Annotated in this window: 15 protein-coding genes; 9 read left to right on the top strand and 6 right to left on the bottom strand. The window is 63.1% G+C overall.

Features of this window, described 5'->3' with window-relative positions; all coding sequences use genetic code 11:
• Positions 1-30 precede the first annotated feature (30 nt).
• The 7 genes from DBR46_RS10750 to DBR46_RS10720 all read left to right on the top strand — a co-directional run bounded on the left by DBR46_RS10750 (position 31) and on the right by DBR46_RS10720 (position 9,402).
• Entirely contained in the window at positions 31-1,005 is a 975-nt protein-coding gene (locus DBR46_RS10750) for a GTP-binding protein (RefSeq protein WP_124526161.1), read from the top strand.
• The gene (locus DBR46_RS10745; protein ID WP_124526160.1) at positions 1,002-2,177 is read left to right on the top strand and encodes a PotD/PotF family extracellular solute-binding protein; all 1,176 of its coding nucleotides are present in this window, start codon (positions 1,002-1,004) and stop codon (positions 2,175-2,177) included. Before DBR46_RS10750 ends, DBR46_RS10745 begins: the two co-directional genes overlap by 4 nt.
• 361 nt (positions 2,178-2,538) lie before the next feature.
• Positions 2,539-4,875: a bifunctional diguanylate cyclase/phosphodiesterase gene (locus DBR46_RS10740; RefSeq protein WP_124526159.1), complete on the top strand. Its 2,337-nt coding sequence runs from the start codon at positions 2,539-2,541 to the stop codon at positions 4,873-4,875.
• Positions 4,876-5,098: 223 nt separating this feature from the next.
• Complete coding sequence (locus DBR46_RS10735; protein WP_124526158.1) at positions 5,099-5,782, top strand: methylamine utilization protein; 684 nt, start codon at positions 5,099-5,101, stop codon at positions 5,780-5,782.
• Complete coding sequence (locus tag DBR46_RS10730) at positions 5,766-8,114, top strand: bifunctional diguanylate cyclase/phosphodiesterase (protein WP_124526157.1); 2,349 nt, start codon at positions 5,766-5,768, stop codon at positions 8,112-8,114. The genes DBR46_RS10735 and DBR46_RS10730 overlap by 17 nt, the downstream gene beginning before the upstream one ends.
• 11 nt (positions 8,115-8,125) lie before the next feature.
• On the top strand, positions 8,126-8,983 hold the full coding sequence (locus tag DBR46_RS10725) for a DUF3034 family protein (protein ID WP_124526156.1): 858 nt from the start codon (positions 8,126-8,128) through the stop codon (positions 8,981-8,983).
• Complete coding sequence (locus DBR46_RS10720) at positions 8,983-9,402, top strand: group 1 truncated hemoglobin (RefSeq protein ID WP_124526155.1); 420 nt, start codon at positions 8,983-8,985, stop codon at positions 9,400-9,402. Before DBR46_RS10725 ends, DBR46_RS10720 begins: the two co-directional genes overlap by 1 nt.
• Before the next feature lie 185 nt (positions 9,403-9,587).
• On the opposite strand, the gene DBR46_RS10715 is transcribed toward DBR46_RS10720, so the two are convergent.
• Together DBR46_RS10715 and DBR46_RS10710 are read right to left on the bottom strand one after the other, a co-directional pair.
• Positions 9,588-11,999, bottom strand: a complete 2,412-nt coding sequence (locus DBR46_RS10715; protein ID WP_124526154.1) for a glucose/quinate/shikimate family membrane-bound PQQ-dependent dehydrogenase — start codon at positions 11,997-11,999, stop codon at positions 9,588-9,590.
• Between the two features lie 438 nt (positions 12,000-12,437).
• Positions 12,438-14,456 carry a TonB-dependent receptor gene (locus DBR46_RS10710; RefSeq protein WP_124526153.1) on the bottom strand — a complete coding sequence of 673 codons (2,019 nt, stop codon included), beginning with the start codon at positions 14,454-14,456 and terminating at the stop codon, positions 12,438-12,440.
• A gap of 150 nt (positions 14,457-14,606) precedes the next feature.
• Between DBR46_RS10710 and DBR46_RS10705 the strand changes: the two genes are divergently transcribed.
• Both DBR46_RS10705 and DBR46_RS10700 read left to right on the top strand, forming a co-directional pair.
• Positions 14,607-14,840 carry a VF530 family DNA-binding protein gene (locus tag DBR46_RS10705; RefSeq protein ID WP_017738479.1) on the top strand — a complete coding sequence of 78 codons (234 nt, stop codon included), beginning with the start codon at positions 14,607-14,609 and terminating at the stop codon, positions 14,838-14,840.
• 4 nt (positions 14,841-14,844) lie between these two features.
• Positions 14,845-15,471, top strand: a complete 627-nt coding sequence (locus DBR46_RS10700; RefSeq protein WP_124526152.1) for a Pr6Pr family membrane protein — start codon at positions 14,845-14,847, stop codon at positions 15,469-15,471.
• A 53-nt stretch (positions 15,472-15,524) separates the two neighbouring features.
• On the opposite strand, the gene DBR46_RS10695 is transcribed toward DBR46_RS10700, so the two are convergent.
• The 4 genes from DBR46_RS10695 to DBR46_RS10680 all read right to left on the bottom strand — a co-directional run bounded on the left by DBR46_RS10695 (position 15,525) and on the right by DBR46_RS10680 (position 25,117).
• Positions 15,525-16,292: a siderophore-interacting protein gene (locus DBR46_RS10695; RefSeq protein ID WP_124526151.1), complete on the bottom strand. Its 768-nt coding sequence runs from the start codon at positions 16,290-16,292 to the stop codon at positions 15,525-15,527.
• On the bottom strand, positions 16,289-16,810 hold the full coding sequence (locus DBR46_RS10690) for a PadR family transcriptional regulator (RefSeq protein WP_124526150.1): 522 nt from the start codon (positions 16,808-16,810) through the stop codon (positions 16,289-16,291). Before DBR46_RS10690 ends, DBR46_RS10695 begins: the two co-directional genes overlap by 4 nt.
• Positions 16,811-16,989: 179 nt before the next feature.
• Positions 16,990-21,819, bottom strand: coding sequence for an NEL-type E3 ubiquitin ligase domain-containing protein (locus tag DBR46_RS10685; RefSeq protein ID WP_124526149.1), 4,830 nt, complete (start codon positions 21,817-21,819; stop codon positions 16,990-16,992).
• Between the two features lie 208 nt (positions 21,820-22,027).
• Positions 22,028-25,117, bottom strand: coding sequence for a transglycosylase domain-containing protein (locus DBR46_RS10680; protein WP_124526148.1), 3,090 nt, complete (start codon positions 25,115-25,117; stop codon positions 22,028-22,030).
• Positions 25,118-25,407: the final 290 nt, after the last annotated feature.

Here is a 25,407-nt window from a genome sequence, read left to right as displayed (position 1 = left end):
CAAGCTCCCTCGCCACAATGGGAAACGACCATGAGTATTGCGCTGAACGTCATCACCGGCTTCCTCGGCAGCGGCAAGACCACCTTGCTCAAGCGCCTGCTACAAGGCGAAAGCCTCGGCGACACGGCCTTGCTGATCAATGAATTCGGCGACGTCGGCATCGACCATCTGCTGGTGGAAGAGGTCGCACCGGACACCGTGCTGCTGCCCAGTGGCTGCGTGTGCTGCTCGATTCGCGGCGAGTTGAAAGACGCGCTGCTCGGCCTGTTGCAACGTCGCGAGCGCGGGGAAATCCCGGCATTCAAACGGGTGATCCTGGAAACCACCGGCCTGGCCGACCCGGCGCCGATCCTCGCCACCCTGAACAACGACGTGCAACTGCGCGGGCGCTTTCATATCGGCCTGGTCATCACCCTGGTCGACGCCAGCCACGCCACGCTGCAAGAGCGCCTGCACCCGGAATGGCTGGCCCAGGTTGCGGCAGCGGATCGCTTGCTGCTGAGCAAGACCGACCTGGCCGGCGACAGCGCCCCACTGCGCGCGCACTTGCAGGCGCTCAACGCCGGCACGCCGATCCTCAACACCCAGGACATCCACAGCGGCGAGCAACTGCTGCTCGGCGAAGGTTTGCGCAGCGCCGAACCCGCCGTCGAAGTCAGCCGCTGGCAACTGCATCAACCCACCACCGCCACCCACGGCGCCGCGCAAGTGTGCTGCCTGACCTTCGACCAGCCGCTGGATTGGGTTGGCTTCGGGGTGTGGCTGTCGATGCTGTTAAGATGCCACGGCGAACGAATCCTTCGTGTCAAAGGACTGCTCAACGTGAACGCCAGCAACGCCCCCATCGTCATTCATGGCGTGCAGCACTGCCTGCATGCCCCGGTGCACTTGCCTGCATGGCCAGGCAGCGATCGCCAATCGCGCCTGGTGTTTATCCTGCGCGGCCTCGACCCGGCGCAGCTGCGCCGCTCGTTTGACGTGTTCTCGCGGCGGTTCGCCCCATGATTACCTTGCGTGTCCTTGGCACGTCGGTGACCTTGCTGGAATGCCTGCGCGTGCGTGCCGAGCAGGAGTTGGGCATCCGCCTGGTGTATCAGGTGCACGATGTGGAACAGGCCCAGCGCATCGCGGTGATGCAGCCCGACAGCTACGACCTGTATGACCAGTGGTTCCATAACGTCGATTTTGTGTGGCCGGCGCAGGCGATCCAGCCCATCGACACGCGGCGCATTGCGTTGTGGCACGAGATCAACGACCTGCCCAAGCGCGGCCGCCTGTCGCCGGACGACCGCCTCGGCAGCGGCAGCGTGCCCAGCGAGCGTCTGTTCGTGCAGCACGATGGCAGCCTCGGCAGCACCGTCACCGAACGCATCAGCATGCTGCCCCTGACCCACAACGCCGACAGTTTTGCCTACCGCCCCGAGCGTCTGCCCGAAGGTTTTTGCCACGGCAATGAAAGCTGGGGCTGGCTGCTCGACCCGGCCTGGCGCGCACGCACCGCGCTGCAAAGCGACGCCGCCATCGGCGCCCTGGATGCCGCCTTGGCGGTGCAGGGCGCGGGGCTGGCGCAGTTCAAGGACATCGGCAACATGAGCATCGAAGAGATCGACGTGCTCGCCGACATCCTCGTGCGCAAACAAAAGGAAGGCCACTTCGCCGCCTTCTGGTCGGATGACGAAGAGGCCGCGCAATTGATGCTCAGCCCGAGCATCGACATCCAGAGCCTGTGGTCGCCGACCCTGATGCGCCTGCACCGCGCCGGGGTGAAATACCGCCTGGCGGTGCCGCGTGAAGGCTACCGTGCCTGGTTCGGCGGCTTGTCCTTGTCGCGTCATGCCCAGGGGCCGGTGCTGGATGCGGCCTACGCCTACCTCAACTGGTGGCTGTCCGGCTGGCCCGGCGCGGTGATGGCACGCCAGGGTTACTACATCGGCAACCCGGCGCGCAGCCGCGACCATCTGAGCAGCGCCGAGTGGGATTACTGGTACGCCGGCCAACCTGCGCGGGAAGAGTTGCTGGGCAGTGATGGCCTGCCGTTGATCGATATTGGCGAAGTGCGTGACGGTGGTTCTTATGAGCAGCGCATGGGGCACATCGCGGTGTGGAACTCGGTGATGGATGAACACAACTACCTGGTGCGCAGATGGGGCGATTTCATGCGCGCGCGCGGCGCCTAAAGAGAGGCGTGGGCTTGGCTTATGTGGGAGCGGGCTTGCTCGCGAATGCGGTGTGTCAGTCGCTATTTGTGTTGGCTGATCCACCGCATTCGCGAGCAAGCCCGCTCCCACATTGGATCTCCTTCAGCTTCTGGTTCATCTGTCTCTCCAAGCCCCCAGTCAAGCGCGTGTCGCCAATAACTTGACAGCAACATTCCTTGTTTTATTGGGTGTACTTATCCCAGCTCCCAGCTAATCTGCTTAAACCGAATATCCAATAAAAATGGATGTTTTTTTGACGCCGGGTCAGCAGTCGCCAGGGAAGCCTATGACACAGGGACGTAGTGGCAGAAACAGACGCACGCTGCCAGAGGGCACAGCGATGAGGTGGCGCCATACGTTCCAGACCCGTATCGCCGGGGTGCTCGCGCTGTTGCTGTTGGTGGTGGTCGCGGCTACTTACTTCGCCGTCAAGACCGCCACTACCCGTGCCGTGGAGAACCAGGCCGAGGTCCAGTTGGAGACCGGCAGCCAGGTGTTCGAGCGCCTGCTCGACCTGCGCGGCCGCCGCCTGCAATACGGGCTGGACTGGCTGACGGCGGACGAGCCTTTCAAGCAAGCGGTGGCCGAGGGCAAGCCTGCGCCGATCCTGGCCGCGCTGGAGCGCCACGGTACCGGCATCGGTTCCAGCGAGGTATTTGTGCTGGACCTCGACGGCAAGGTGATGGTCAGCACCCTGCCGCTGTTTGCCCGTGGCACGCCGTTCCCCCAAGACGACGCCTTGCGCCATGCGCGCCGCAGTGGCCTGCAAATGCTCATCGTGGCCATGGATGGGCGACCGTACCTGCTGGTGCAAAAGGACGTCGTCAACCCGCAGCCCGTGGCGCGTATCGTCATGGGCTTCCCGATGGACGCGCAGTTCGCCAACGAACTGCGCGCCATGAGCAACCTGGAAGTGTCGTTTCTTGCCGTGCAGGACGGCCGCCCCGGGCCGTTGTTCACCACCCAGCCCGACACGGTCCAGCCCGATATCGTCACGACGTTGCGCCAGGCGCAGGTCAACCCCGAGGCCCACATCGAAGGCTTCCACGGCCAGCGCATGCTCAGCCAAGTGCTGTCGCTGGCCAACACCGGTGCCAGCGATGAAGTGCGGGTGCTGCTACAAAGTCCGTTGGACCATGCCCTGGAATCCTTTGCGCCGCTGGACCGCCAGTTCCTCGGGATTGCCCTGGCGGTGCTGCTGGTGTCGCTGGCGGGCGCGTTGTTCCTGGCGCGGCGGGTGTCACGCCCGCTGAATGCGCTGGTGGAGGCGGCCGAGCGTATTGGTGCCGGCGACTACCGCACCCCGGTGCGGGTGCGCAGCCACGATGAATTCGGCCTGCTGGCCCGTGCCTTCAATGCCATGCAAAGCGGCATCGCCGTGCGCGAGCGGCAACTGGCGCACAACGCCTTGCATGACCCGCTCACCGGCCTGCCCAATCGCGCGCTGGCCATGGAACGCCTGGGCAGTGCGATCAGTGCACGCCGGCCCGTGGTGTTGCTGTACGTGGGCATCGAAAACTACCGGGTGATCAACGAAGGCTTCGGCCCCCAAGGCGTGGAAGAAATGCTGCGCGAAGCCAGCCGCTGCTTGTCCATGAGCCTGCTGGCCAGCGACACCGCCGCGCGCATCACCGGCAGTGAGTTCCTGGTGCTGCTGGAAAACACCGAGATCGACCGCGCCGTCGCGCGCGCCGACCGCCTCTACACGCTGCTCACCGAGCCCCAGCGCGTCGGCAATGACGAGCTGCGCCACGAAGTCAGCATCGGCATTGCGGCGTACCCTGCCGATGGCCAGCAGGTGGAAGAGTTGATCAGTCGCGCCGCGATTGCCCGGCATGATGCGGCGAGCCTGCCGGGGCATTTGCAGATCTACCAGCAGCACCGCGAACTGGCCCACCAGCGCCAGATCACCCTGATCCGCGACCTGCGCCGCGCGGTGGTCGAGGGTGAGTTGTTCCTCTGCTACCAGCCCAAGCTCGACCTCAGCCAGGGGCATGTGCGCCAGGCCGAAGCCTTGCTGCGCTGGCAACATCCGACCCTGGGCCAGGTGTCGCCCGCCGAATTTATTCCCCTGGCCGAACGCACCGGCAGCATGGGCAGCCTGACCCTGTGGGTGATTGAAGAAGCGGTGCGCCAGATCGCCGAGTGGGGGCAGCGCGGGTTGCATATCCAGCTGTCGGTGAATATTTCCGTGGACGACCTGGCCGATGATGACCTGGCGATTCGCGTCACCGCCTTGTTGATGCAATACGACGTGGCCGCCGAGCAACTTATTTTCGAGATCACAGAAAGCGCGATCATGCACAATCCGCAACAGGCGCTGAACGTGCTGGAACAACTGCGCGGTTGTGGCATCAGCCTGTCGGTGGATGACTACGGCACCGGCTATTCGTCCCTCGCGCAATTGCAGCGCCTGCCGGTGCAGGAGTTGAAGATCGACCAATCCTTTGTGCGCAACCTCGACAGCACCAGCGGCGACGGGGTGATCGTGCGCTCCACCATCGAGATGAGCCACAACCTGGGGCTCAAGGTGGTGGCCGAAGGCGTGGAGTTTGCGCCGAGCCTGAAGCTGCTCAAGCAGTGGAAGTGCGACACCGCCCAGGGTTACCTGATCAGCCGGCCCTTGAACGCCATGGCGTTCGAGATGTGGATGCGCCGCGAACGGGTGCCGCTCTAGAAAAGGGCCTTTTGTACGCCTACAGATTCTTTGGGCGGCGCCGATAAGCTCTACATACCTTGACCGGTTGCATAGGTTTTTGCCGATCAACGGTCAGGCTTTGCGCTAAAATCAATGATGGCAATTTGCCTTGTTTGCGGCATCATCTGCACCGTGACACGTATTGCTTCAGTTTCAGTGCCAAGGCAGGCCGCCTATTTTTCTATTGCCGCGCGGACCCTTGATGAATCGGATTTTCCTGCAACTTTCCTTTGCCGCCTTGATGCTTTCGGCCCATGGCGTGGCGCACGCGGCGACCCTTGACGTGCTGCTGCGCCAGGCCGACCAAACGCCGGTCAGCGACGCCGTGGTCACCCTGCAAGGCCCGGTTGGCGCGCCGGTCGGTACGCTCAAGGCCGACATGGACCAACGCGGCCAGAAGTTCGCGCCCCATGTGCTGGCGGTGCACACCGGCACCCAGGTGCGCTTCCCCAACAGCGACAATATCCGCCACCAGGTCTATTCGTTTTCGGCGGCCAAGCGCTTCGAACTGCGCCTGTACGAAGGCACGCCCACCGACCCGCTGCTGTTCGACAAGCCCGGCGTAGTTGTGCTCGGCTGCAATATCCACGACTGGATGCTCGGTTACATCTACGTCACCGACGACCCACGCTTCGGCGTCAGCGATGCCCAGGGCCACGTGCGCCTGGACGACCTGCCGGCCGGCGCCTACCACGTGACCCTGTGGCACCCGCAATTGGCCGACATGCAACCGCTGGACGGCGGCACGCTGAACATTCCCGCCGCGGGCCTGAGCCATGCCGTGCAGTTGAGCCTGGAGCCACCGTCCGCCGACCTGCCGCCGACCCCCACACCGACGGCGTTTGGCGATGCCTTCAACCGAGCCGCCCGTGAAACTGCGCAGTAGTTTCCAGGCGCGTGTCGCCAGTGTGCTGATCCTGCTGTTGCTGGTGGTGATAGGTGCGCTGTACTTCAGCGTGAAAGCCGCGACGGGCGACGCCGTGCGCAGCCAGGCCAAGGCGCAACTCGACGTCGGTGCGCGGGTGTTCGAACGCTTGCTCGACGTGCGCGGCCGGCGCCTGGCGGATGGCGTGCAACTGCTGGCGGCGGACTTCGGTTTTCGCGATGCGGTGGCCAGCGGCGATTCGGCGACCATGCGCTCGGTGCTGTTCAATCACGGCAAGCGCATCAATGCCAGCGACATGATCCTGCTGGGCATGGATGGCACCGTCCTCGCCAGTACCCTCGATGATGTCCCCGAGGGTTCGATTTTTCGTTATGACCAGGCCTTGCGTGACGCACGGCGCAATCGCCAGACCATGTTGATGGTGCCGCTGCAAGGCATGCCGCACCTGTTGGTGGAAGCGCCGGTGCTGGCGCCGCTGCCGATTGCGCGGGTGGTGATGGGCTTGCGCATGGACAGCGCGTTCGCCGAAGAACTGCGCTCACTGAGCAACCTGGAAGTGTCGTTCCTGACCATCGACCGCCAGCAACCGGGGGAGTTGGTCAGCACCCAACCCCAGGTGCTGCGCGACAGCCTCACCAACCTGATGCTGGAGCAGGGCCGCCAGCATGGCGTGGCCACCACCGAGCACCTGGAACACAGTTTTCTCAGCCAGTCGCTGGTGTTGGCCAGCGATGCCGACGGCCAGGTCCTGGCCTTGTTGCAGAGCCCGTTGGACGCGGCGATGCAGGCCTTTGCGCCGCTGGATGAAAAGATCCTCGGCATTGCCTTGATCGCGTTGATTGCCTCGCTGATCGGTGCCTTGCTGCTGGCCCGTGGCGTGTCGCGCCCGGTGCAGGCCTTGGCCCTCGCCGCCGAGCGCATCGGCCAGGGCGATTACCAGACGCCCGTGGTGTTGCAGCGCAGTGATGAACTGGGGCGCCTGGCCAACGCGGTCAACTCGATGCAAAGCGGCATCGCCGAACGCGAACAGCAACTGGCGCACAACGCCTTGCATGATCGCCTCACCGGTTTGCCCAATCGCGCGTTGGCCATGGAACGCCTGGGCAGTGCCATCGCCACGCACCGACCGATGGCGCTGATCTACCTGGGCATCGACAACCTGCGCGCCGCCAGCGAAACCGCCGGGCCGGATGCCGTCGACCAGTTGTTGCTGGAAGTCAGCCGCAGCCTTCAAGCCGCGCTGCGTCCCGGCGATACCCTGGCACATTTGATCGCCGATGAATTTCTGCTGCTGCTCGAAGGCGCCGGCTGTGACGAAGCGGTGGGCCTGGCCGACCAGTTGCAACAGGCGCTGCTGCGCCCGCGCCGCATCAACGGCCACGACCTGGCGCTGGATTGCCGACTCGGCATTGCCGCTTATCCAGCCGACGGTGAAAGCGCGCACACCTTGTTGGAACGGGCGGCGATTGCGATGAAAGACGCAGCGCTTATGCCCGGCCGCTTGCAAATCTACGAACACGGCCGCGACCTCGCGCACCGTCGCCAGATCACCCTGATCCGCGACCTGCGCCACGCGCCCAACCAAGGCCAGTTGCTGCTGCATTACCAACCCAAACTCGACATCCGCCAGGGCCACGTACGCCAGGCCGAAGCCTTGTTGCGCTGGCAGCACCCGCTGTTCGGCATGGTGTCGCCGGCGGAATTCATCCCCTTGGCCGAACGTTCGGGCAGCATCCAATTGTTGACCCACTGGGTGATCGAGGAGGGCATTCGCCAGCTGTGCGAATGGAACCGGCGTGGCCTGTGCCTGCAACTGTCGTTGAACATCTCGGCCGATGATTTGCTCGGTGACGAGCTGGCGCATCGGGTCTCGGCGTTGTTGCGTCGCTATGGCTTGCCGGCCGAACAACTGCTGTTCGAAATCACCGAAAGCGCGGTGATGCGCGAGCCGGAAAAGGCCCTGAAAGTCCTGCACCTGTTGCGCGACTGCGGCATCAGCCTGTCGGTGGATGACTTCGGCACCGGCTACTCGTCGCTGGCGCACCTCAAGCGCCTGCCGGTGCAAGAGTTGAAGATCGACCAATCCTTTGTGCGCAACCTCGATGAAACCAGTGAAGACGCAGTGATCGTGCGCTCCACCATCGAGATGAGCCACAACCTGGGCCTCAAGGTGGTCGCCGAGGGCGTCGAATACGCCCACAGCCTGCGCCTGCTGGAACGCTGGCAGTGCGACACGGCCCAGGGTTACCTGATCAGTCGGCCGTTGAGCGCCGACGCTTTCGAAGCCTGGGTGGCCTTGCCCCTCAGTGCGCAAACTTCCCTGATCCATTGAGTGACCTGAGCGTGCGTTTTTCTTTTCTGATCGGCTGCCTCGGCGCCCTGACCCTGCAAACGGCGCTGGCCGACAACGGCCGCCTGATCGCCACCGGTGGCGCCAGCAGCATTGAAGGCACGGCGGGCGGCGGGATCACGCCGTGGGCGGTGCTGGCCGGTTATGGCGAACAGCACGAGTGGGGTGCCACGGCGTTCGCCACCACGGTCAACCTGCCGGACTATCGGCTGGACGTGGCCGGGTTGGCGCTGGCCTATGACAATCGCGTCGAAGTGTCTTTCGCCCGTCAGCGCTTCGACCTCGGCACCTTGGTGCATAAGCTGAACCTGCCCGAAGACAACCTCGGCCAGGACGTGCTCGGCCTCAAGGTGCGGCTGTTTGGCGATGTGATCTACGACGATTTGCCCCAAGTGTCCCTGGGCCTGGAATACAAGCACCAGACCAATTTCGACATCCCCAAGCTGGTCGGTGCCAAGCGCGACAGCGACGTCGAAGGCTACCTCGCCGCCAGCCGCCTGTTCATGGGCGCGGCCTTTGGCTACAACGTGCTGGTCAACGGCAGCCTGCGCTACAGCCGCGCCAATGAAACCGGCCTGCTCGGCTTTGGCGGCGACCGCCGTGACAGCCGCAGCCTGCTCAAGGAAGGCTCGGTGGCGCTGCTGTTCAACCCGCGCTGGGCGGTGGGCGTGGAATACCGCGAAAAGCCCGACAACCTGTCGTTTGCCGGTGAAAGCGATTGGGCCGATGTGTTTGTCGGCTATTTCCCGAACAAGCATGTGTCGTTTGTCTTGGCCTACGCGCGCCTGGGTGAAATCGCCACGCTGGATAACCAGAACGGCACCTATCTGTCTGTGCAGGGGAGTTTCTGATGCGCTGGCTACCGCTGGTATTCGTCCTGTGCCTGAGCGCCTGCGCGCAACAACCGCCAAAGGATGACAGCCTGTACCGCGAGCTTGGCGCCATGCCCGGCATCACGCGGATTGTCGAAGGCCTGCTGCTGAACATCGCCCGGGATGAACGCATCGTCGAGCGGTTTCGGCGCATTGATATCCAGCGTTTGCGCAACAAGCTGATCGAACAGTTTTGCGTGGAGGCGGGCGGGCCGTGCACGTATACCGGGGACAGCATGGCGGAGAGTCATAAGGGGCAGAATGTGAGCCGCAGTGATTTTAATGCGTTGGTGGAAGACTTGATCAAGGCGATGGATCAAGAGGGGATTTCGGTGCCGGTACAGAATCGCCTGATCGCCCGGTTGGCGGTAATGCGCGGCGAAGTGATCGAACACTGATCCAAAGAACAACACCGTTCAAATGTGGGAGCGGGCTTGCTCGCGAATGCGGTGGATCAGCAATAGATGCATTGACTGACACACCGCATTCGCGAGCAAGCCCGCTCCCACATTTTGATCTGAGTTGCACATAAAAAAGGCGGCGACCCTCAACAGGTCGCCGCCTTTTTTACTGCCAGTGAAGCTTAATCCGGCAGTTTAAACGCCATCACATAGTCACCCTGCTTGGTACCCAGGGAACCATGACCACCCGCCACGACCAGCACGTATTGCTTGCCGTCCTTGCCGGTGTAGGTCATCGGTGTGGTTTGCGCGCCTGCTGGCAGGCGGCCTTCCCACAGTTGCTTGCCGTTTTTCACGTCGTAGGCACGCAGGTACTGGTCCAGGGTGCCGCTGAGGAACGCGACGCCACCGGCGGTGGTGAACGTGCCGCCCAGGCTAGGCACGCCCATGCTCAGCGGGATTGGCACGGGCGAGCTGTCACGCACGGTGCCGTTCTTGTGCATCCAGATGGTTTTGTGGGTGGTCAGGTCGACCGCCGCCACATAACCCCAGGCCGGTGCCTGGCACGGCAGGCCCAGTGGCGACAGCAGCGCTTCGAGGATCACGCCGTATGGCGCGCCTTTGTTCGGCTGCACGCCTTCGGTTTCGCTGACGCGCGGGCCTTGCTTGGCGATGTCGGCGGCCGGGATCAGCTTGGACTTGAACGCCATGTAGCTTGGGTTGACGAAGGCCAGCTGACGAACCGGGTCGACGGAGATGCCGCCCCAGTCGAACACGCCGAAGTTGCCTGGGTAAACGATCGAACCTTGCAGCGATGGCGGGGTGAACGGGCCGTCGTAGCGCATGGATTTGAAATCAATCCGGCACAGCAGTTGGTCGAACGGAGTCACGCCCCACATGTCGCGTTCTTTCAACGGCGGCGGCATGAAGTTCAGGTCGGACTTGGGCTGGGTCGGCGAGGTGCGGTCGCCAGCGACTGCGCCTTGCGGTACGGCGATTTCGTGGATCGGCACCACAGGCTGGCCGGTGGCACGGTCGAGCACGTAGATGCTGCCTTGCTTGGTCGATGCCATGACCGCCTGCTTCACGCCGGCTTCGGTCTTGATGTCGATCAGCGATGGCTGGCCACCCACGTCCATGTCCCACAGGTCATGGTGAGTGAACTGGAAGGTCCATTTCACGTGGCCGCTGTCGATGTCCAGGGCGGTCAGGCCGGCGCTGTATTTTTCCGAATCTTCGGTACGGTCGCCGCCGTATTGGTCGGGCATCTGGTTGCCCATCGGCAGGTAAAGCATGCCGAGTTTTTCATCCACCGAGAACATGGACCACATGTTCGGCGAGTTGCGGGTGTAGGTCTTGCCTTCGGCCAACGGGGTGGTGTCGTCCGGGTTGCCGCTGTCCCAGTTCCACACCAGCTTGCCGGTGTGTACGTCGAACGCGCGGATCACGCCGCTCGGCTCGTCGGTGGAAACGTTATCGGTGACGTGGCCGCCGATCACCACCAGGTTCTTGGTCACGGCCGGTGGCGAGGTGGAGTAGTAACCGCCTGGGGCGAAGCCGCCGATATTGGCGCGCAGATCGACCTGGCCTTTGTCACCGAAGTCTTCGCACATTTTGCCGGTGTCGGCGTTCAGGGCGATCAGACGGGTGTCGGCAGTCGGTACGAAGATGCGTTTCGGGCAGGCATTCGGTGCAGCCGCCGGGCTGGCGCTGCCGGTTGGGCTCTGCTCGGAGGCGTAGACGGCGTCATCGTGATACGACACGCCGCGGCAGGTCATGTGGGCCCAGCCTTTGAAGTTCTCGGCGCCCATGCTGCTGATCTTCGGATCGAAGCGCCAGATTTCCTTGCCGGTGTCCGGGTCCAGGGCAATCACTTGGCTGTGCGGGGTGCACACGTAGAGCATGCCGTTGACTTTCAGCGGGGTGTTTTCCGCGGTGGTCTCGCCTGGATCGTTCGGGCCAGGCAGGTCGCCGGTACGGTAGGTCCACGCCGGCACCAGCTTGCTCACGTTTTGCGGGGTGATCTGGGCCAGTGGCGAGTAACGGTCGCCGAACGCCGAACGGCCGTAGGAATTCCAGTCGCCATCGGGTTGGGCCGGTGCGGCGCTGGCCATGCCAGGTACAGCGTCGCGGTCCAGTTGGCCTTTGATCTCACCCGGGTTGGTGAATTGGCTGGCAACAGCAGTGGCACCAGCCAGCACCACGGCCACGCTCAGCGCGCCGGTGCCCAGTGGCGCCGGTTGGCCGTTGAGCAGCGGGCGACGGACCCACGGCAGCAACATGACGATGCCCAAGGCGAACAGCAGGGCCAGGCGCGGCACCAACTGCCACCAGTCCAGGCCGACTTCCCACAGTGCCCACACGGTGCTGGCGAACAACACCAGCGCGTACAGACCCAACGCGGCGCGGCGGTTGGCCAGCAGCAACAGGCCGCTCAGGCCGACGCCGATACCGGCCAGCAGGTAGTACAACGACCCGCCCAGCATGCTCAGCTTGACACCACCGGCCAGCAAGGCCAGGCCCATGATCAGCAGCAAGACGCCTAGCAGCTTGGGCAGCAAGCGGCTTGGACTTGAAGCACCATCAGTGCTCATAGTGTGTTTCTCCGTTACGTTGGAATTATGTAACCCCGTGCTTCACTGTAGATGACGATTCAGCACAGGCTTGGTTCAGCGATATTCGGTTTTTCTGTGGATAAAGTCGGTTATCCACAGGCGGGCGATTTATTCCCAGGCGCGGAGGGGTGTAAGACAGCGCTGTCTTTACGAAGGGGGATATTCGGCAAGATGGGATCGACCGGGAGAGTGAAACGTTTCAGGTTGTTGCGGGGAAGGATAAAGGGAGTTGTGTTGGAGAGAAAGGGCGAATCGCGATATGCATCATTTCTGAATTGGTAACAGTGACGAATCGTCGCTGCAAAACCAATGTGGGAGCGGGCTTGCTCGCGAATGCGGTGTGTCAGTCGATACATGAGTGACTGATCCACCGCATTCGCGAGCAAGCCCGCTCCCACAGGGGATTTACGGTGTCGCTTAGAACGTCGTACGAACGCCGAACTGCACACTACGCCCCGGCGCCGGGGCAATATCGCGCAGAATCGAGCTGGCATAGCGCACGGTTTGGTTGGTCAGGTTTTCACCGTTCACAAACGCCAGCCACTGGCTGCCGCCGACGTTGAAACGATAGCCCGCGCTGGCGCCCAGGGTGGTGTAACCGTCGGTGCCGCTTTCGTTGTCCGGTACACGGCCTTGGCCCGCCGCATGTTCCACGTCGATGCGCGCTTGCCAGCGGTCCAGTTCCCACAACAAACCGCTGTTCAAGCGCAGCGGGGCGATGCGGGGCAAGGCTTCGCCGGTGTCGAGGTTGGTGGCACGGGTGTAGTCGCCCGACAGCTCCAGGGCGAACTTGCCGTAGGCGCCTTCGCCAAGTTTCCAGTGATCCTGGGCTTCAAAGCCGGCGAAACGGGCGCGCACGCCAGAGTACGTGTACTCGGGGATGCCAGCCGCGTCTTCTTCACCTTCATCGTTCAGCGTACGACCACTGCCCAGCAGGCCGATGTAGTTGGAGAAGTGGCTGTAGAACACGCCGAAGCTGCCCTTGTGGGTGCCATTGTCAAAGCGCAGGGCCAGGTCGCTGGACACGGCTTTTTCTTTCTTCAGGTTGGCGTCGCCCAGCTCGTAGGTGCCGGTGGCGACGTGGGCGCCATTGGCGTACAGCTCGTAGAAGGTTGGGGCGCGCTCGGTGTAGCCCAGGGTCGCGGCGACGGACCAGATCGGGGTGAGGGTGTACACCGCACCCGACGACAGGCTGCCAGCGGTGAAGTCATTGGACTTGTCGGCGCCGGCAAAGCGCGCGTTGCCCTTGGCGTCGGGATCGACGCTGGTGTGTTCCAGACGCCCGCCGAGGCTCAGCTTGAGGCGTTCGGTGGCCTGCATTTCTTCAAGAATAAACAGCGCGCCGGCATTGGTGTCGGTCTGTGGTACGAAGGCTTCTTCGCCCAGGGCCGAGAATTCGTTGCGTGTCACTTGCGCGCCGACCACGCCGTTGAACGGGCCGATGGGTTGGTGACGGGCTTCGACGCGGGCTTCATATCCCTTGTTCTTGAAGATCGTGCCGGTTTCGCCGCCTTCGATCTCGCGGTGTTCGTAATCGGTGTAGCCGGCGTCGACTTTGACCGAGGTAAACGGCCCTTGCAGGTTGCGGATTTCCGAGGCGAACGCGTAGTGATCCTGCTTCATGCGGATGCGCACGTCCTGTTCGGCGGGGGAGCCGTAGTTCGCGTCATAGCTGCTGTAGGACAGCCCGGCATAACCGTCATCCCAGGTGTAGGAACCGCCCACGGCGCCACCGTCCTGGCGCCCGTCGCTGTTGCCCAGGCGGCCGTTTTTACCGGGTGCATCTTCGGTTTCAGGGGCGTGGCGGCTGCGGGCCTGGCCGGGGATTTTCAGGTCGTTGAATTCCCGCGCATTGGCGTCCAGATGCAAGGCGAACGTGCCGTTGCCGGCCTCCAGTCTGCCCGCGCTGCTGCGGGTGGTGTCGGCACCGCCATAGCGCAATTCGCCAGCACCGTGGATGCCTTCGATGGCTTCGGTGGGGATGCGGTTGTCGAAGGTATTGACCACGCCGCCGATGGCGCTACCGCCGTACAACAACGCCGCCGGGCCGCGCACGATCTCGATACGGTCAACGTTGACCGGGTCCAGCGGTACCGCGTGGTCGTAGGACAACGACGACGCATCCAGTGCGCCGACGCCGTTGCGCAGGATGCGGATACGGTCGCCGTCCTGGCCACGGATGATCGGCCGGCTGGCGCCTGGGCCAAAGTACGACGACGACACGCCTGGCTGCTTGTTGAGGGTTTCGCCAAGGCTGCCTTTTTGTTGCAGGGTCAGGTCATCACCTTCCAGCACGGTGGTGGGCGAGGCCAGTTGTTCGCTGCCCAGCGGGTTGCCGGTGATGACTTGGGGTTGCAGCTCAAGGGCCTGGGCGTGGGAACTGATCAGCAGGGCGGCGGCAAGCGGGGACAAACGCCACAGAGAAGAGAGGGACATCGGACATTCCTTGGCAAAACGGCGAAAAGATTTGATGTGTATGGTTACAATATAACATCTCTTTTTAGCCTGGGAACGGGAACTTTTTAGTACTGGCCGGGCGGGGTGATAAGGTGTGCACCTTAGTAACCCTTTTTTCATAGGCCCGGCATGACCGCGACAAGCAACGACCCGCTCCACGGTGTGACTCTGCAACACGTCCTCACCACCCTGGTGGAACACTACGAATGGGACGGCCTGGCCGAGCGCATTGATATCCGCTGCTTCAAGAGCGATCCGAGTATCAAGTCGAGCCTGACCTTTTTGCGCAAAACCCCTTGGGCGCGGGAGAAAGTCGAAGGGTTGTACGTCAAGCTGATGCGCACCAAACGCCCGCTGGATTGAGCCGGTGAAGCACTTTGTCGCGGCAGCCGCGCTGGCGGGATGGTTGGGGCTGGCGATCCAGCAATACCTGATTTTCTATTCACGCTGGTCCAGCGGCGCCAGCCTGTTGGGCGGGCTGGTCAACTTTTTCAGTTTCTTCACGGTGCTGACCAACACCCTGGCGGTGGTGGTGTTGAGTTATGCACTGGTCAAACGCGACTCGGCGGCAAAGCGGTTTTTCCTCGCCCCCAAGGTCAGCAGTGGCATTTCCGTAAGCATCGCCGTGGTTGGGCTGGCGTACAGCCTGTTGCTGCGGCATTTGTGGCAGCCGGAAGGCTTTCAATTCATCGCCGACGAACTGCTCCACGACGTGATGCCGGTGCTGTTTTTGATCTACTGGTGGCGGTGTGTGCCCAAGGGTACTTTGCAGCTCAAGCACATCGGCGCCTGGGTGGTTTACCCGCTGGTGTACTTCGCCTATGTGCTGCTGCGTGGGCATTTGCTGGGGCAGTATCAGTACCCGTTCATTGATGTGGACAGCCTTGGTTATCCACACGTGTTTTTGAATGCCGGGGGGATTCTGGTGGGGTTTGTGCTGATTGCTTTAGCGGTGGTGGGTCTGGATAAATCCTTGAAATCACCACGGGCTTAAAAGTGTGAGAGCGGGCTTGCCCGCTCCCACAGGGGTTACTCTTCCTCAGAGAGTTACTCTTCTTCGCTGCCTTCCGCTCGCCAGTAGCCCACGGCCTTGAGGAATTCCTCGTTGACCTTGTGCGTGTCGAGCAGCACGCGCCGCACTTGGCGCGACAGCTTGGTTTCCGTCGCCACGAAGCTGTACAGCGAACCACTCGGCAGCGTCAGCTTGCGCACGGTTTCCACCAGGTCATCCTGGCCACGAATCACCCAGATCACCTCAACATCGGCCGCGCTGTTCAGCGCCTGCTTTTCTGCCACATCTGCGATCTCGATCACCGCCAGCACTTTGCGCCCGGCCGGCAACTCCTCCAGACGCCGCGCGATGGCGGGCAGGGCGGTTTCATCGCCGATCAGCAGGTAGCTGTCGAAGATATCCGGCACGATCATCGAGCCCCGCGGCCCGCCGATATACAGGTGCTGACCGACCCGCGCCTGGTCGGCCCAGGTGGACGCAGGGCCATCGCCGTGCAGTACAAAATCGATGTCCAGTTCGCCGATGTCCAGGTCGAATCGGCGCGGCGTGTAGTCGCGCATCGCCGGCTGCGGGCCGTCACCCTTGATGCTGAATGTCGGGCTTTCCAGCGCGGCCTGTTCGGCGGCGTTCTGCGGGAACAGCAGCTTGATGTGATCGTCGCTGCCCAGGCTGACAAACCCCGCCAGCTCAGGCCCGCCCAAGGTGATGCGACGCATGCGCGGGGTGATATCGACCACCCGCAGGACCTCCAGGCGGCGACGTTTGATTTCGTGACTGACGCGGTGGATCACTTGGCTGTTCATTGGTCTTTCCCGTCGGCAATGGCTTGAGCGGTGCGATTGAGCAGCGCCGCGACACGAACGATTTCTTCCGGGCTCCAGCGCCCGTGGTGCGAGTGCAAGGCGTGGCGCAGGTTGTGCACCGCCTCGTGGATCTCTGGCGGGCGGTCATGCCCGCGCAATGAACGTTTGCTCACGTCGATGCGCATGCGCACACCGTCCAATGCAACTTGCTGCTCGCTTAAGAAGAGACGACCGGCGTCGGTGATTGTGTAGCGCTTTTTTCCGCCGTCGGCGTCGCCCTGGATCAAATCGCTTTCTTCCAGAAAGGTCAGGGTCGGGTAGATCACGCCGGGGCTGGGGGTGTAGGCGCCGTCGAACAGGCTTTCGATCTGGCGGATCAGGTCATAGCCGTGGCAAGGCTGTTCGGCGATCAGCGCCGGCAGCAGCAATTTCAAGTCGCCGGGTGCAAATACCCGGGGGCCGCGACCGCGGCCGGCGCGGGGGTCAAAGCCGTCGCGCGGGTGAGGATGGTCTCGCATAGGTAGGAGCCTCTGTGTGTGTCTAGATATAACTTAAGATATATCTTAATGCGTGTGCAAGGGCGCCCGACGGGCGGTTCTCCTTTTGCATGTCGTTCGCGAGTGACGGCCGGGGCCTTACTGCGGCACGGTGCATCGGGTGTTTGATGCGCTTGCGCCTTGATGCCGTCTGCGATGTTTCATGAGGCAGGCCTGGTCTCTTGGGCCTCCAGCCGCTGCAGTATCTCGCGCGTCAAGCGCCGGGCGAGGGTTTGCTCGCTTGGTATGTCCTCGGTAAAACCGCTGGCCAAAATGCGTTCGTAGGTTTCGGTACTCATGGGCTGGCCGGTGAGCACGTCGGCGTGGGGCACGTTGAGCGCATCGGCCAGGCTCAGCAGGCGTGGTTGCAGGACACTGCGTTCTTCTGCCCCGGCACTGGCCCACTGGTCCTGGGCGAAGAGCAGGTCGTCCAGCGGGTCGATCAGTGCGTTGGCGCGTTCGAGGCTGGCCTGAAAGGCGCCTGCGTGGGTGTCGCGCAGGAGGCGGTCCCAGAACGGTTGCTCAAGCATGCCGTCCACCAGCCCATCTCCTGCTTCCAGGCGCATCACCTCGTCGAAGGCCTGATTGAGCTGAGTGAGGCTGACATCGGCGGTCGCGCGGTAACTCATGTGTGGCGATACCCAGGGTAGTTTCAGGCGTGCCTTCAAGCCACTGTGATAGGCCAGGTACACCTCCACCTCATCCACGGTACCCGGTTGGCCGTCGATGACTTCGGTGCTGAACCGCAAGCCCTGGCCGCCGTCTTGTCGAGGTTTGATACGTTGGCGGATATCGGCCTGGGCCACCTGGTTGAGGCGGTCCAGGCGTGACTTGCTCCTGGCCAGCTGGGCCAGCTTCAATTGTCGTTGTTCGCCGTGCAGGTCGCGATTGATCTCTACCAACTGCACCTCGTAGCCCATTGCGTTGAAGATATGGGCGCCTGCGTCGGCGCAGGTCACCGGGTTGCTGGCCATCTGAAACAGCCGCGCGCGCAGTTCCGGGTCGCCATTCATCGCCAGCAGCATGCGCCAGACCCTGTCGGTCAAGTTGGCCCGCCCGTGTTCATACAGCGTGGCGTCATATTCATCTTCAACTAGCGCTGAAGGCTCCAGGCTTTTGATGACTTCGAAAAAACCCTGGGAGCCGTGCTCTTCCTCGATTTCTTGCCACAACTGCAGCAACCAGGGCACATGCTCCTCATTTTCATTCTGTAGCCAGAAGCTCGCATCGCCGCGTGGCGGGTAGCTGCGGTGCGGATCGAGGCCAGCCTCCAGGCGGTAACTGACCAGTAACTGCTCATCGGCCGGGCTCAGGTGATTGCGATCCAGGCGGGCGCGCGCCAGCACCCGGGCCTGGGCCTGCCAGGGCAAAAATTGCGGAAGGGTGTTGATCGGTGTGTTGCGCACATCCAGGAAAAAGTTTGCGGACCGTGGCTGATCGAACAACCCCTCGGGCCATTCGCTGATTGCGGTGTTGTTCAGCGACAAGGCCTCCAGATGTGGAAAGCGGCTCAGGTCCGGTGCGCGGACGAGCTGGCGGTTATCGCCCAGGAACAGCTGGCGCAGATGGGATCGGTCGGCGAGTTGCCGCAGGCTCCTGTCATCCCAGGCGATGGGGTTGTTTTCCAGGTTCAGGTGCGTCAACGCGGGCATATCCTGGATGGCTTGCGGCATCCGTGTCAGTTGGTTGTCACGCAAGTGCAGGCTGATCAGGTTGGGAAAGCTGTCGAGCAACCGGGTGTCGTTGTCCAGCAACTGGGTGTCCGCCAGTTCCAGATGCAGCACATGATCAAAATTGGCACGCAGGCGTAGATTGCCGAGCAAGCCCGTCAGGCGCACGCTTTGTATGCTCAAGCGCACGCCCGTGTCGTCGCTGGCAAGGTGTTCCTCCCAGGTCCTGAGCAGCGCCTTGACCAGGTAGGCGCGCTGGTGTGCCACGCTCGGCGGCTCATGGGGCTGGGCATTGGAGATCCAGTCACCGAGGTCATGTTGCAGCTCGGCTTTCTCGATCTCACGCGCCTCGAAGCGCTGGCGTTGCAGCGGGTCGTCGAGGCTGCGCACGTAGGCATTGATGATGCCTGGCTCGGCATAGGGGTAGAGGGCCTTGACCCGTTGTTCCAGCGTGCCCGGGAACAGGTCGCTGCCCCAGGCGGCCACTGGGTGCATGGGCGCTTGTACCAGCTGGCGCTGATCCTGGGGTGGCAGGGTTTTGGCTTTCGGATCTGTCATGGTTGTGCGACGTGGCTCCGGTGCGAGCAATGTATCCATCACCCAGCCTTTGAGCGCTGCGCCATCGGCGGCTAGTGCACGCCGTTTGTTGGCGGGCAGGGCGTGCAGCACGGCGTCGAAGAACTCCGTGGCGGGTTGCAGCAGATGCTGGCGCTCATCGTAAACCTCATAGAGCCCATCGGTTTTGCGCAGCAGAAGACGGTGGCGCGCCTGTTCTGGCCCGGCGCTCGCGCGTACGTTGGCGATGGGCCTGTGCTGGCGGATTTCGATTCGGCAGTCTTCCAGGCTGTCGCTGTAGAAGCGCAGGGTGTTGAGTACCATTTGCTCGGTCTCGGGGCCGAGTAATTGTGGGTCGTAGAAACCCTGGTACGCATGGGCGCCACGGGCCTGTAACTGCCAGGCGCGGGCGAGGTTTTTCAGGCGCAGGGGCAGGCGTTTTTCAGTGTCCATGATCGCCAGTTCATCCGGCCGAGCCTGGGCGAGCACGTGGCGTACGAGGCTTTGCGGCAGCTCGGGACAGGTTTGGCGAACGAGCAGGCCGTGGGCGCTGGTGAGGTCTTCACTGTGGCGGTAGAGGTAGTTGAACAGCGAACCCCGGCGTTCGACGAGATGGTCGGCAAGGCGGTTGCGCAGGGTCTCGATCTGCGCGGCGTAGCTTTCGGGCAACGGGCCGATGAGGGCGGTGAGGCGCGCAGGGTCGAGAAAATACACCAGGCGTTCCGGCAGCTTGCCACGGTTCAAGTCCGCGTGGCTGATGGGCAGGGTGTGCAGCGCCTCGGGGGCGCCGTAGTGCAGGGGGGCGCCGTTGAGGTCGGCGTCTTCGTACACCAGGATCGCCACGTCGTGCGGCCAGCCCGGCAGTGCAGTGGCAATGTGCGGGCTCCAGTAGGTGTCCTCGTCCACCGGCTTGCCGGCGCGCAGTTGCTCGGGCAGTTCGGCGGCCTCCCGGCTGAGGCGCACGCGCTTGAGTGTGTCCTCCAGCAGCGGCGCGGCGATGTTGTCGGCCTGCACCGCACGCAGGGTGCCGTGGTCGAGGCCGCTGGTGCGCAGGATCTGTTCGCGCTCTGCGGGGTTGAACGGGCCGAGCGCCTGCAAGCGGCGCTCATCGCTCCAGGCGCGCGGGCTGTCGTTGTGGCGGATCGGTGGCGTATAGGCGTCGGCGCGGGTCGGGTGCTGGATGCGGTGCTCGCCGCTGGCCGCGTCGAACTTGACCGCGTAGTGCTGGCCTTCAAGGGGCAAAATCTGTTGCCCTGCGTAGGTGTGCAACCCCAGGGCGTCGGGCGTTGAGTCGCTGGGCAGTTGCAGGGTTTGCCGGTAGGGCTTCGGGTCGGGGTTCCAAAGGCGCGTCTTGCCATTGGCCTCGACCGGGCGCATACCGTCGACGAACACCGAGCGCGCCAGTTCGCCGCCGACGCCAAACGCGGCCAGTTGCACCACGTCGCCGACCACACCCACCAGATGCCCGGCGGCTTCCATCGCCTGGCCCTCGGCGAGATCGACCACGCCCTCCACCAGCTCATCCAGCAATTGGTAGGCGGTGTAGGCCAGCATCGCCTCGCCGAGCAGCGGCACGAACGGGGTGACCACCAGCAGCGCCACATTGAGCAGGCTTTCAAGGGGGTGCGTCAGGGCGTCCCACCAGGCCCAGCGCGCACGGCTGTCGGCCACCGCCGTAGCAACGGCGAGGTCGTGGCCATCGTTGAGGATTTTATTCAGCGCGGCCTGGTACAGCTGCGGCCACAGGTCGCCGTCGATACGGACCGCAGCAAGAGTCGGGCGCTGCCGCAGCCCACTGAAAAAGCGCTGGCGTTGTGAATGGTCGATGAACTGGCTGAAAAACTCGCAGTAGCCGGGGTCTTTCAACGTGTCGAGCAGTGCATCACGAAATGCCACCGTGCTGGGATATTCCTGGATCGCGCCGCGTGGGTCCTGGGGGATGTACACCAGCACGGGGACCACCGCGCTAGCCTCGTCGAGGTTGGCGGCGAATATCAGGATGCCGGTGAGTAGTGTGTCCAGCATGCGCAGCCGATAGAACTGCATCAGCCCGCGCTCGCCTTTCACCGTGCGTTGCAACACGTGAAAGGTGGCGGATGTGATATCGCCGTGCAGTAGCGCCAGGTGAGTTGCGCTGTCGAGGGCGGCTTGCTGGGCGGCGATCACCTGGGGTTGCAGGGCTGTATTTTCGACCAAGTGCTGATGCAGATGCTGTGCGTACTGAGCGCCCAGGTCCACGTCGCGGCACAGGGCGACGAACTGCGCGATGCTTATGCGGGCATCATGGGCCAAGGGCTCGAAATGGCCGTGTGCGTCGGGGCGGGTGATGTAGCGGGAGTCGTCGGTGAAGGTTTCGCCGTGGGCGAAGTTTTGCAAGGCAGCGTCCAGCAATGACAGGGTGCGGCTGGTGGTGCTCTTGATCGGTCCGCTTTTGGCGATCACCAGCAACACGAAGGTGGCCCGCACGTCGAGGTCGAGCCCGTGGCGGTCCAACACGGCTTGGCTGAGCAAGGGTTGGGCAAAGGCGTAAACGTCTTGCAGGTTTTCTAGCTGCCGGTCAACGTGGTTCTGAGCGGTCCAGGCTTGGGCATTGGCGACCTTGAGCGGGGTATGGTCGTGGTCGGTGGCACGTAGCAGCACCGCTACCTGCGCCAGCGAAGCCTGGCCCAGAGCCTGTGCCCGAGACCAGGCGGTGGACGCGAGCCAGTCGGGCAGGTTGCGTTTGATCAGTGAGTAGTGCGGGCCTTTGTGCGGTGTTTCGGGCATGGCGGATGACCTGGTGTCGTGGACAAGGCCATCAGCCTAGGGACGCGGCATGCGTCCCAGAGGTTAGATAGTTAGAGCGTTGCCACTGGCGAGTGGCGTCAGGGTGGGTGTTGAATGCGCGTGAGACTCACCGTCATGACTGCTTCCACTACTTGCGCGCGCCAAGTTCACACACGCAAGGTGCTGACCCTGTTCAGCGCCGCCCACCTCAAGACGACCGAACAGGCGCGCATTGCGTCTGTGCGCCCGGTTGCAGGTACGGCAGCAGGATCGGCGCCATGCCCTTGAGCACCTGCACCGGCAGTGCCGAAGTAAAGGTGAAGTGCTCGGCCGACTGGCCGGGTACAAAGGCGGTGAGTGTGCCGAAGTGATGCTCGCCGAGGTAAAACACAAAGGTCGCGGTGCGGTTGATGGATTTGGAACTGAGAATCCGCCCACCCGCGCCAATCGCCTCGATGCGATTGTCGCCGGTGCCGGTCTTGCCGCCCATGGCCAGCGGCGTACCGTCGGCCAATTTGAAACTGCCGGCCACGCGTTTGGCGGTGCCGGCGTCCACCACTTGGGACAGGGCGCCGCGCAGGGCCCTGGCCACTTCCACGGGAATCACCTGCTTGCCCGGCGCCGGGTCGTTGACCACGCGGGTTTCGTAGGGTGTATCGGCGGCGAAGTGCAGGCTGTCGACGCGCAACACGCGGGGCCGCACGCCGTCATTGAGGATGATCCCCATCAGCTCCGCCAGCGCGGCGGGTCGGTCGCCTGAGCTGCCGATGGCTGTGGCGAGCGACGGCACCAGGTGGTCAAAGGGATAACCCACGGCTTGCCAACGTTGATGAATATCAAGGAATGCCTCGATCTCCAGCATGGTGCGGATACGGCTGTCCCGCGCGCTTTGATGGCGGCTCTTGAACAACCAGCTGTAGACCTCCTGGCGTTCGAACTGGCTGGCCTTGACCACCTCGGTGAAGGTCGCGTCGGGATGGTTGAGCAGGTAGCCGAGCAGCCACAGGTCCAGGGGGTGGACCTTGGCGATATAGCCTTGGTCGGGCAGGTCGTAGGTGCCGGGGCCGTAGGCGGCGTAGAGTTTTTCCAGGCGCTCGTCGGTGAGTTTTTCGTTGGTTTTGACGCCTGTCAGGTGGGCGCGCACAAAGCGGTTGAAACTGTCCTGGCTGGCGTTGGGCAGCAAGTAGCGGTGCACGGCGGCGAGGCGGATCGGTGTAGGGCGCAGGCTGTCGAGGAAGGTTTCCAGGCGCGCCTGGGTGTCCTTCTTCTGGTACTTCTTCCAGAACTTGCGCAGGAACGTGGTGCCTTCGCGGTCGGCGAAGCCGGCGAGGTATTCCTGGCGGCGCGGGTCGTTGTCGTCCTTGAGCAGCTCGGCGCTGTTGTTCGAGCCGGAATAGGTGACGTAACGCACCACATCACGCATCAGGCGAATGAACGGCAGGTTGATCGACTCACGCAAGGCGTCGCGCAGGGTGGGGCTGCGGCCGTTGTCCTGGCTGCGAAAGTTATGGAAGGTGTGCAGGCCGCCACCGGTAAAAAAACGCTCGCCGGGGTTGGCGGAGTAGGTGCGGTCCAGGGCCGCGTCGAGCATCTTGTCCAGGGATTTGTCGGGCGTCTGGATCAGGTAGTCGAGGGCCCAGCGGCTCAGGCGGTCCTGTTCATCCACGACGACTGTTTTCAGCGCCGCAGGGGCTTGGGCGGCGTATTTGTCGTGCAGTTCATTGATGATTTGCAGGTACGTGGTGAGCACCCGCAGCTTGGCGGTGGAGCCCAGTTCCAGCTTGCTGCCTTCATTGATGTCGAAGGGTTGGTCGGTGTTGTCGGTTTGTACCCGTACCCGCGAGCCGTCGGGCGTCAGTTCGAACAAGGTGAAGCTGTAGCGCACTTGCGCGGTACTGGCGGGCGTGAGCAGGCGCTCGCCGAGCAGACCGATCTGGCGGGCGTACTCAGGATCGGCAAGGTGCTTGAGGTAGGCGCTGGCTTGACCTTGCAGTTCGGCGTTCAGGGTCGAGGTGGCGGACAGGTCCAGGCGATCGAGGTCGTACAGCGGCCGGTCGAGCAGGGCGGCCAGGCGGCTGCGTGCGACGCTAATGCCCTTGGTGGTCTCGATCGGTTGCACCGTGGGTTGTTGCACCCAGTCGCGGTAAGTGACCTTGCTCGCCAGCGCCGCCTTTAACAGCGCCGGTTCGATCACGCCGTTCTGGGCCAGCAGGCGCAGGTGGCTGTCGGTGAGTTGCGCCAGTTCATCGCGGCCCTTGGCCAGGTAATGGGATGGGCGGCGTTGAGCGATGATCAGCGACAGCACTTCGCGCAGGGCCAGGCCCTGTTGCGCATTCACCGGGCCCCGCAGTGCCTGATTGACCTGGTTGAAATCGGCGCCGTACCACACCCGCAAACCCTCGGCCATGCCGTGTACTTCGCCATGCCCGGGGACTGCCGACAGGGGCACGCTGTTGAGGTAGTCGCGCAGGATATTCTTGCGGGCCGGCAAGGTGTCGGGGCCATCGTAGTAGGCGCGCACAGCGGCAGAAAACATCTGCCGCAGTTTTTCCCCACCCGATACCGTCAGGCCATCCGGCGAGTGGCGGTACTTCTCCAACTGGGTGGCCAAGGTACTGCCGCCTGCACTCTGGCCGGGCAGGTGCAGCCACTTGGCGACTTGCGACCCCGCCGCCTTGGCAAAACGCGGCCAGTCCACGGCGGGGTTGGCTTGGGGTTGGGCGGGGTCAAGCAGGTCGCGGTTTTCGATAAACAACAGGCTGTTTATCACCAGCGGCGGAATCGACGCGAAGCTGTCGTACAGCTGTTGCGGGTAGTTGTAGTGGTACAGCGGTACGGCGCGGCAATCGGTGATGGACAGGCCCGCCTGGATTTTTTCCGCGTAGGGCACGAAGAGGCCCTTGGCGCTGTAGTCCATCAGTTGCGGCGAGAAGCGCGATTGGGCCTGGATAACATACCCGCGTTTTAGCAGGCGCGGCAGGAACGTGCCGAGGTCGCTGTAGCCCAGGCGTCGGTCGAACGGGCCGGCGCCGGGATAGAGCATGGCGTCACTGGCGCCGGGTTTTACCTGGTAGGTGAGGTCGCGGGCCAGGCGGCTGAGTTCCTGGGCCTGCAGGCGTGAGGTGCGCATCTCTTTGTTGACGGCAAAGCCCAGGGCAATCAGCGCGAGCAGTACGATCAGCCAGAACAGTCGCAGCCAATAGCGCGGCCGAGGGGTATTTGGGGGTGAAGGCGCTGGGTCCGAACTGCCTTGTACTTTCGCAGCCTTGCTCGATTCGGTTTGCCACAGTGCGCCCATAGTCGATTGATCCCTGCACGCAGATTGATCGGACTTGCTGCAAGCTTAGTCGTTGAGGGCTGCCTGTGAGGGAATTGTGTTTTTTATCGGATAGCTTCCTGGGGGGGGCTGCGACGTTTTGCCGCCCGGCACAGGTTATATGCTCCTGTAAAATTGATTAATTGCGGGTTGTTTCACTAAATTGATCTGGTTTTATAGTGAAAGACCCTGAGCTTGGCTTTTTATACTGCACGCCCTGTTGATCTTGCCTGGCAAGACGGGCTCGTCCATGAGGCGGTCCCGGTCTCGGC

This window comes from Pseudomonas sp. KBW05 (genome assembly GCF_003852405.1).
Classification (GTDB): Bacteria; Pseudomonadota; Gammaproteobacteria; order Pseudomonadales; family Pseudomonadaceae; genus Aquipseudomonas.
The sequence above is the reverse complement of the archived record's forward strand: the minus strand, read 5'-3'. Positions and strand labels throughout refer to the sequence as shown.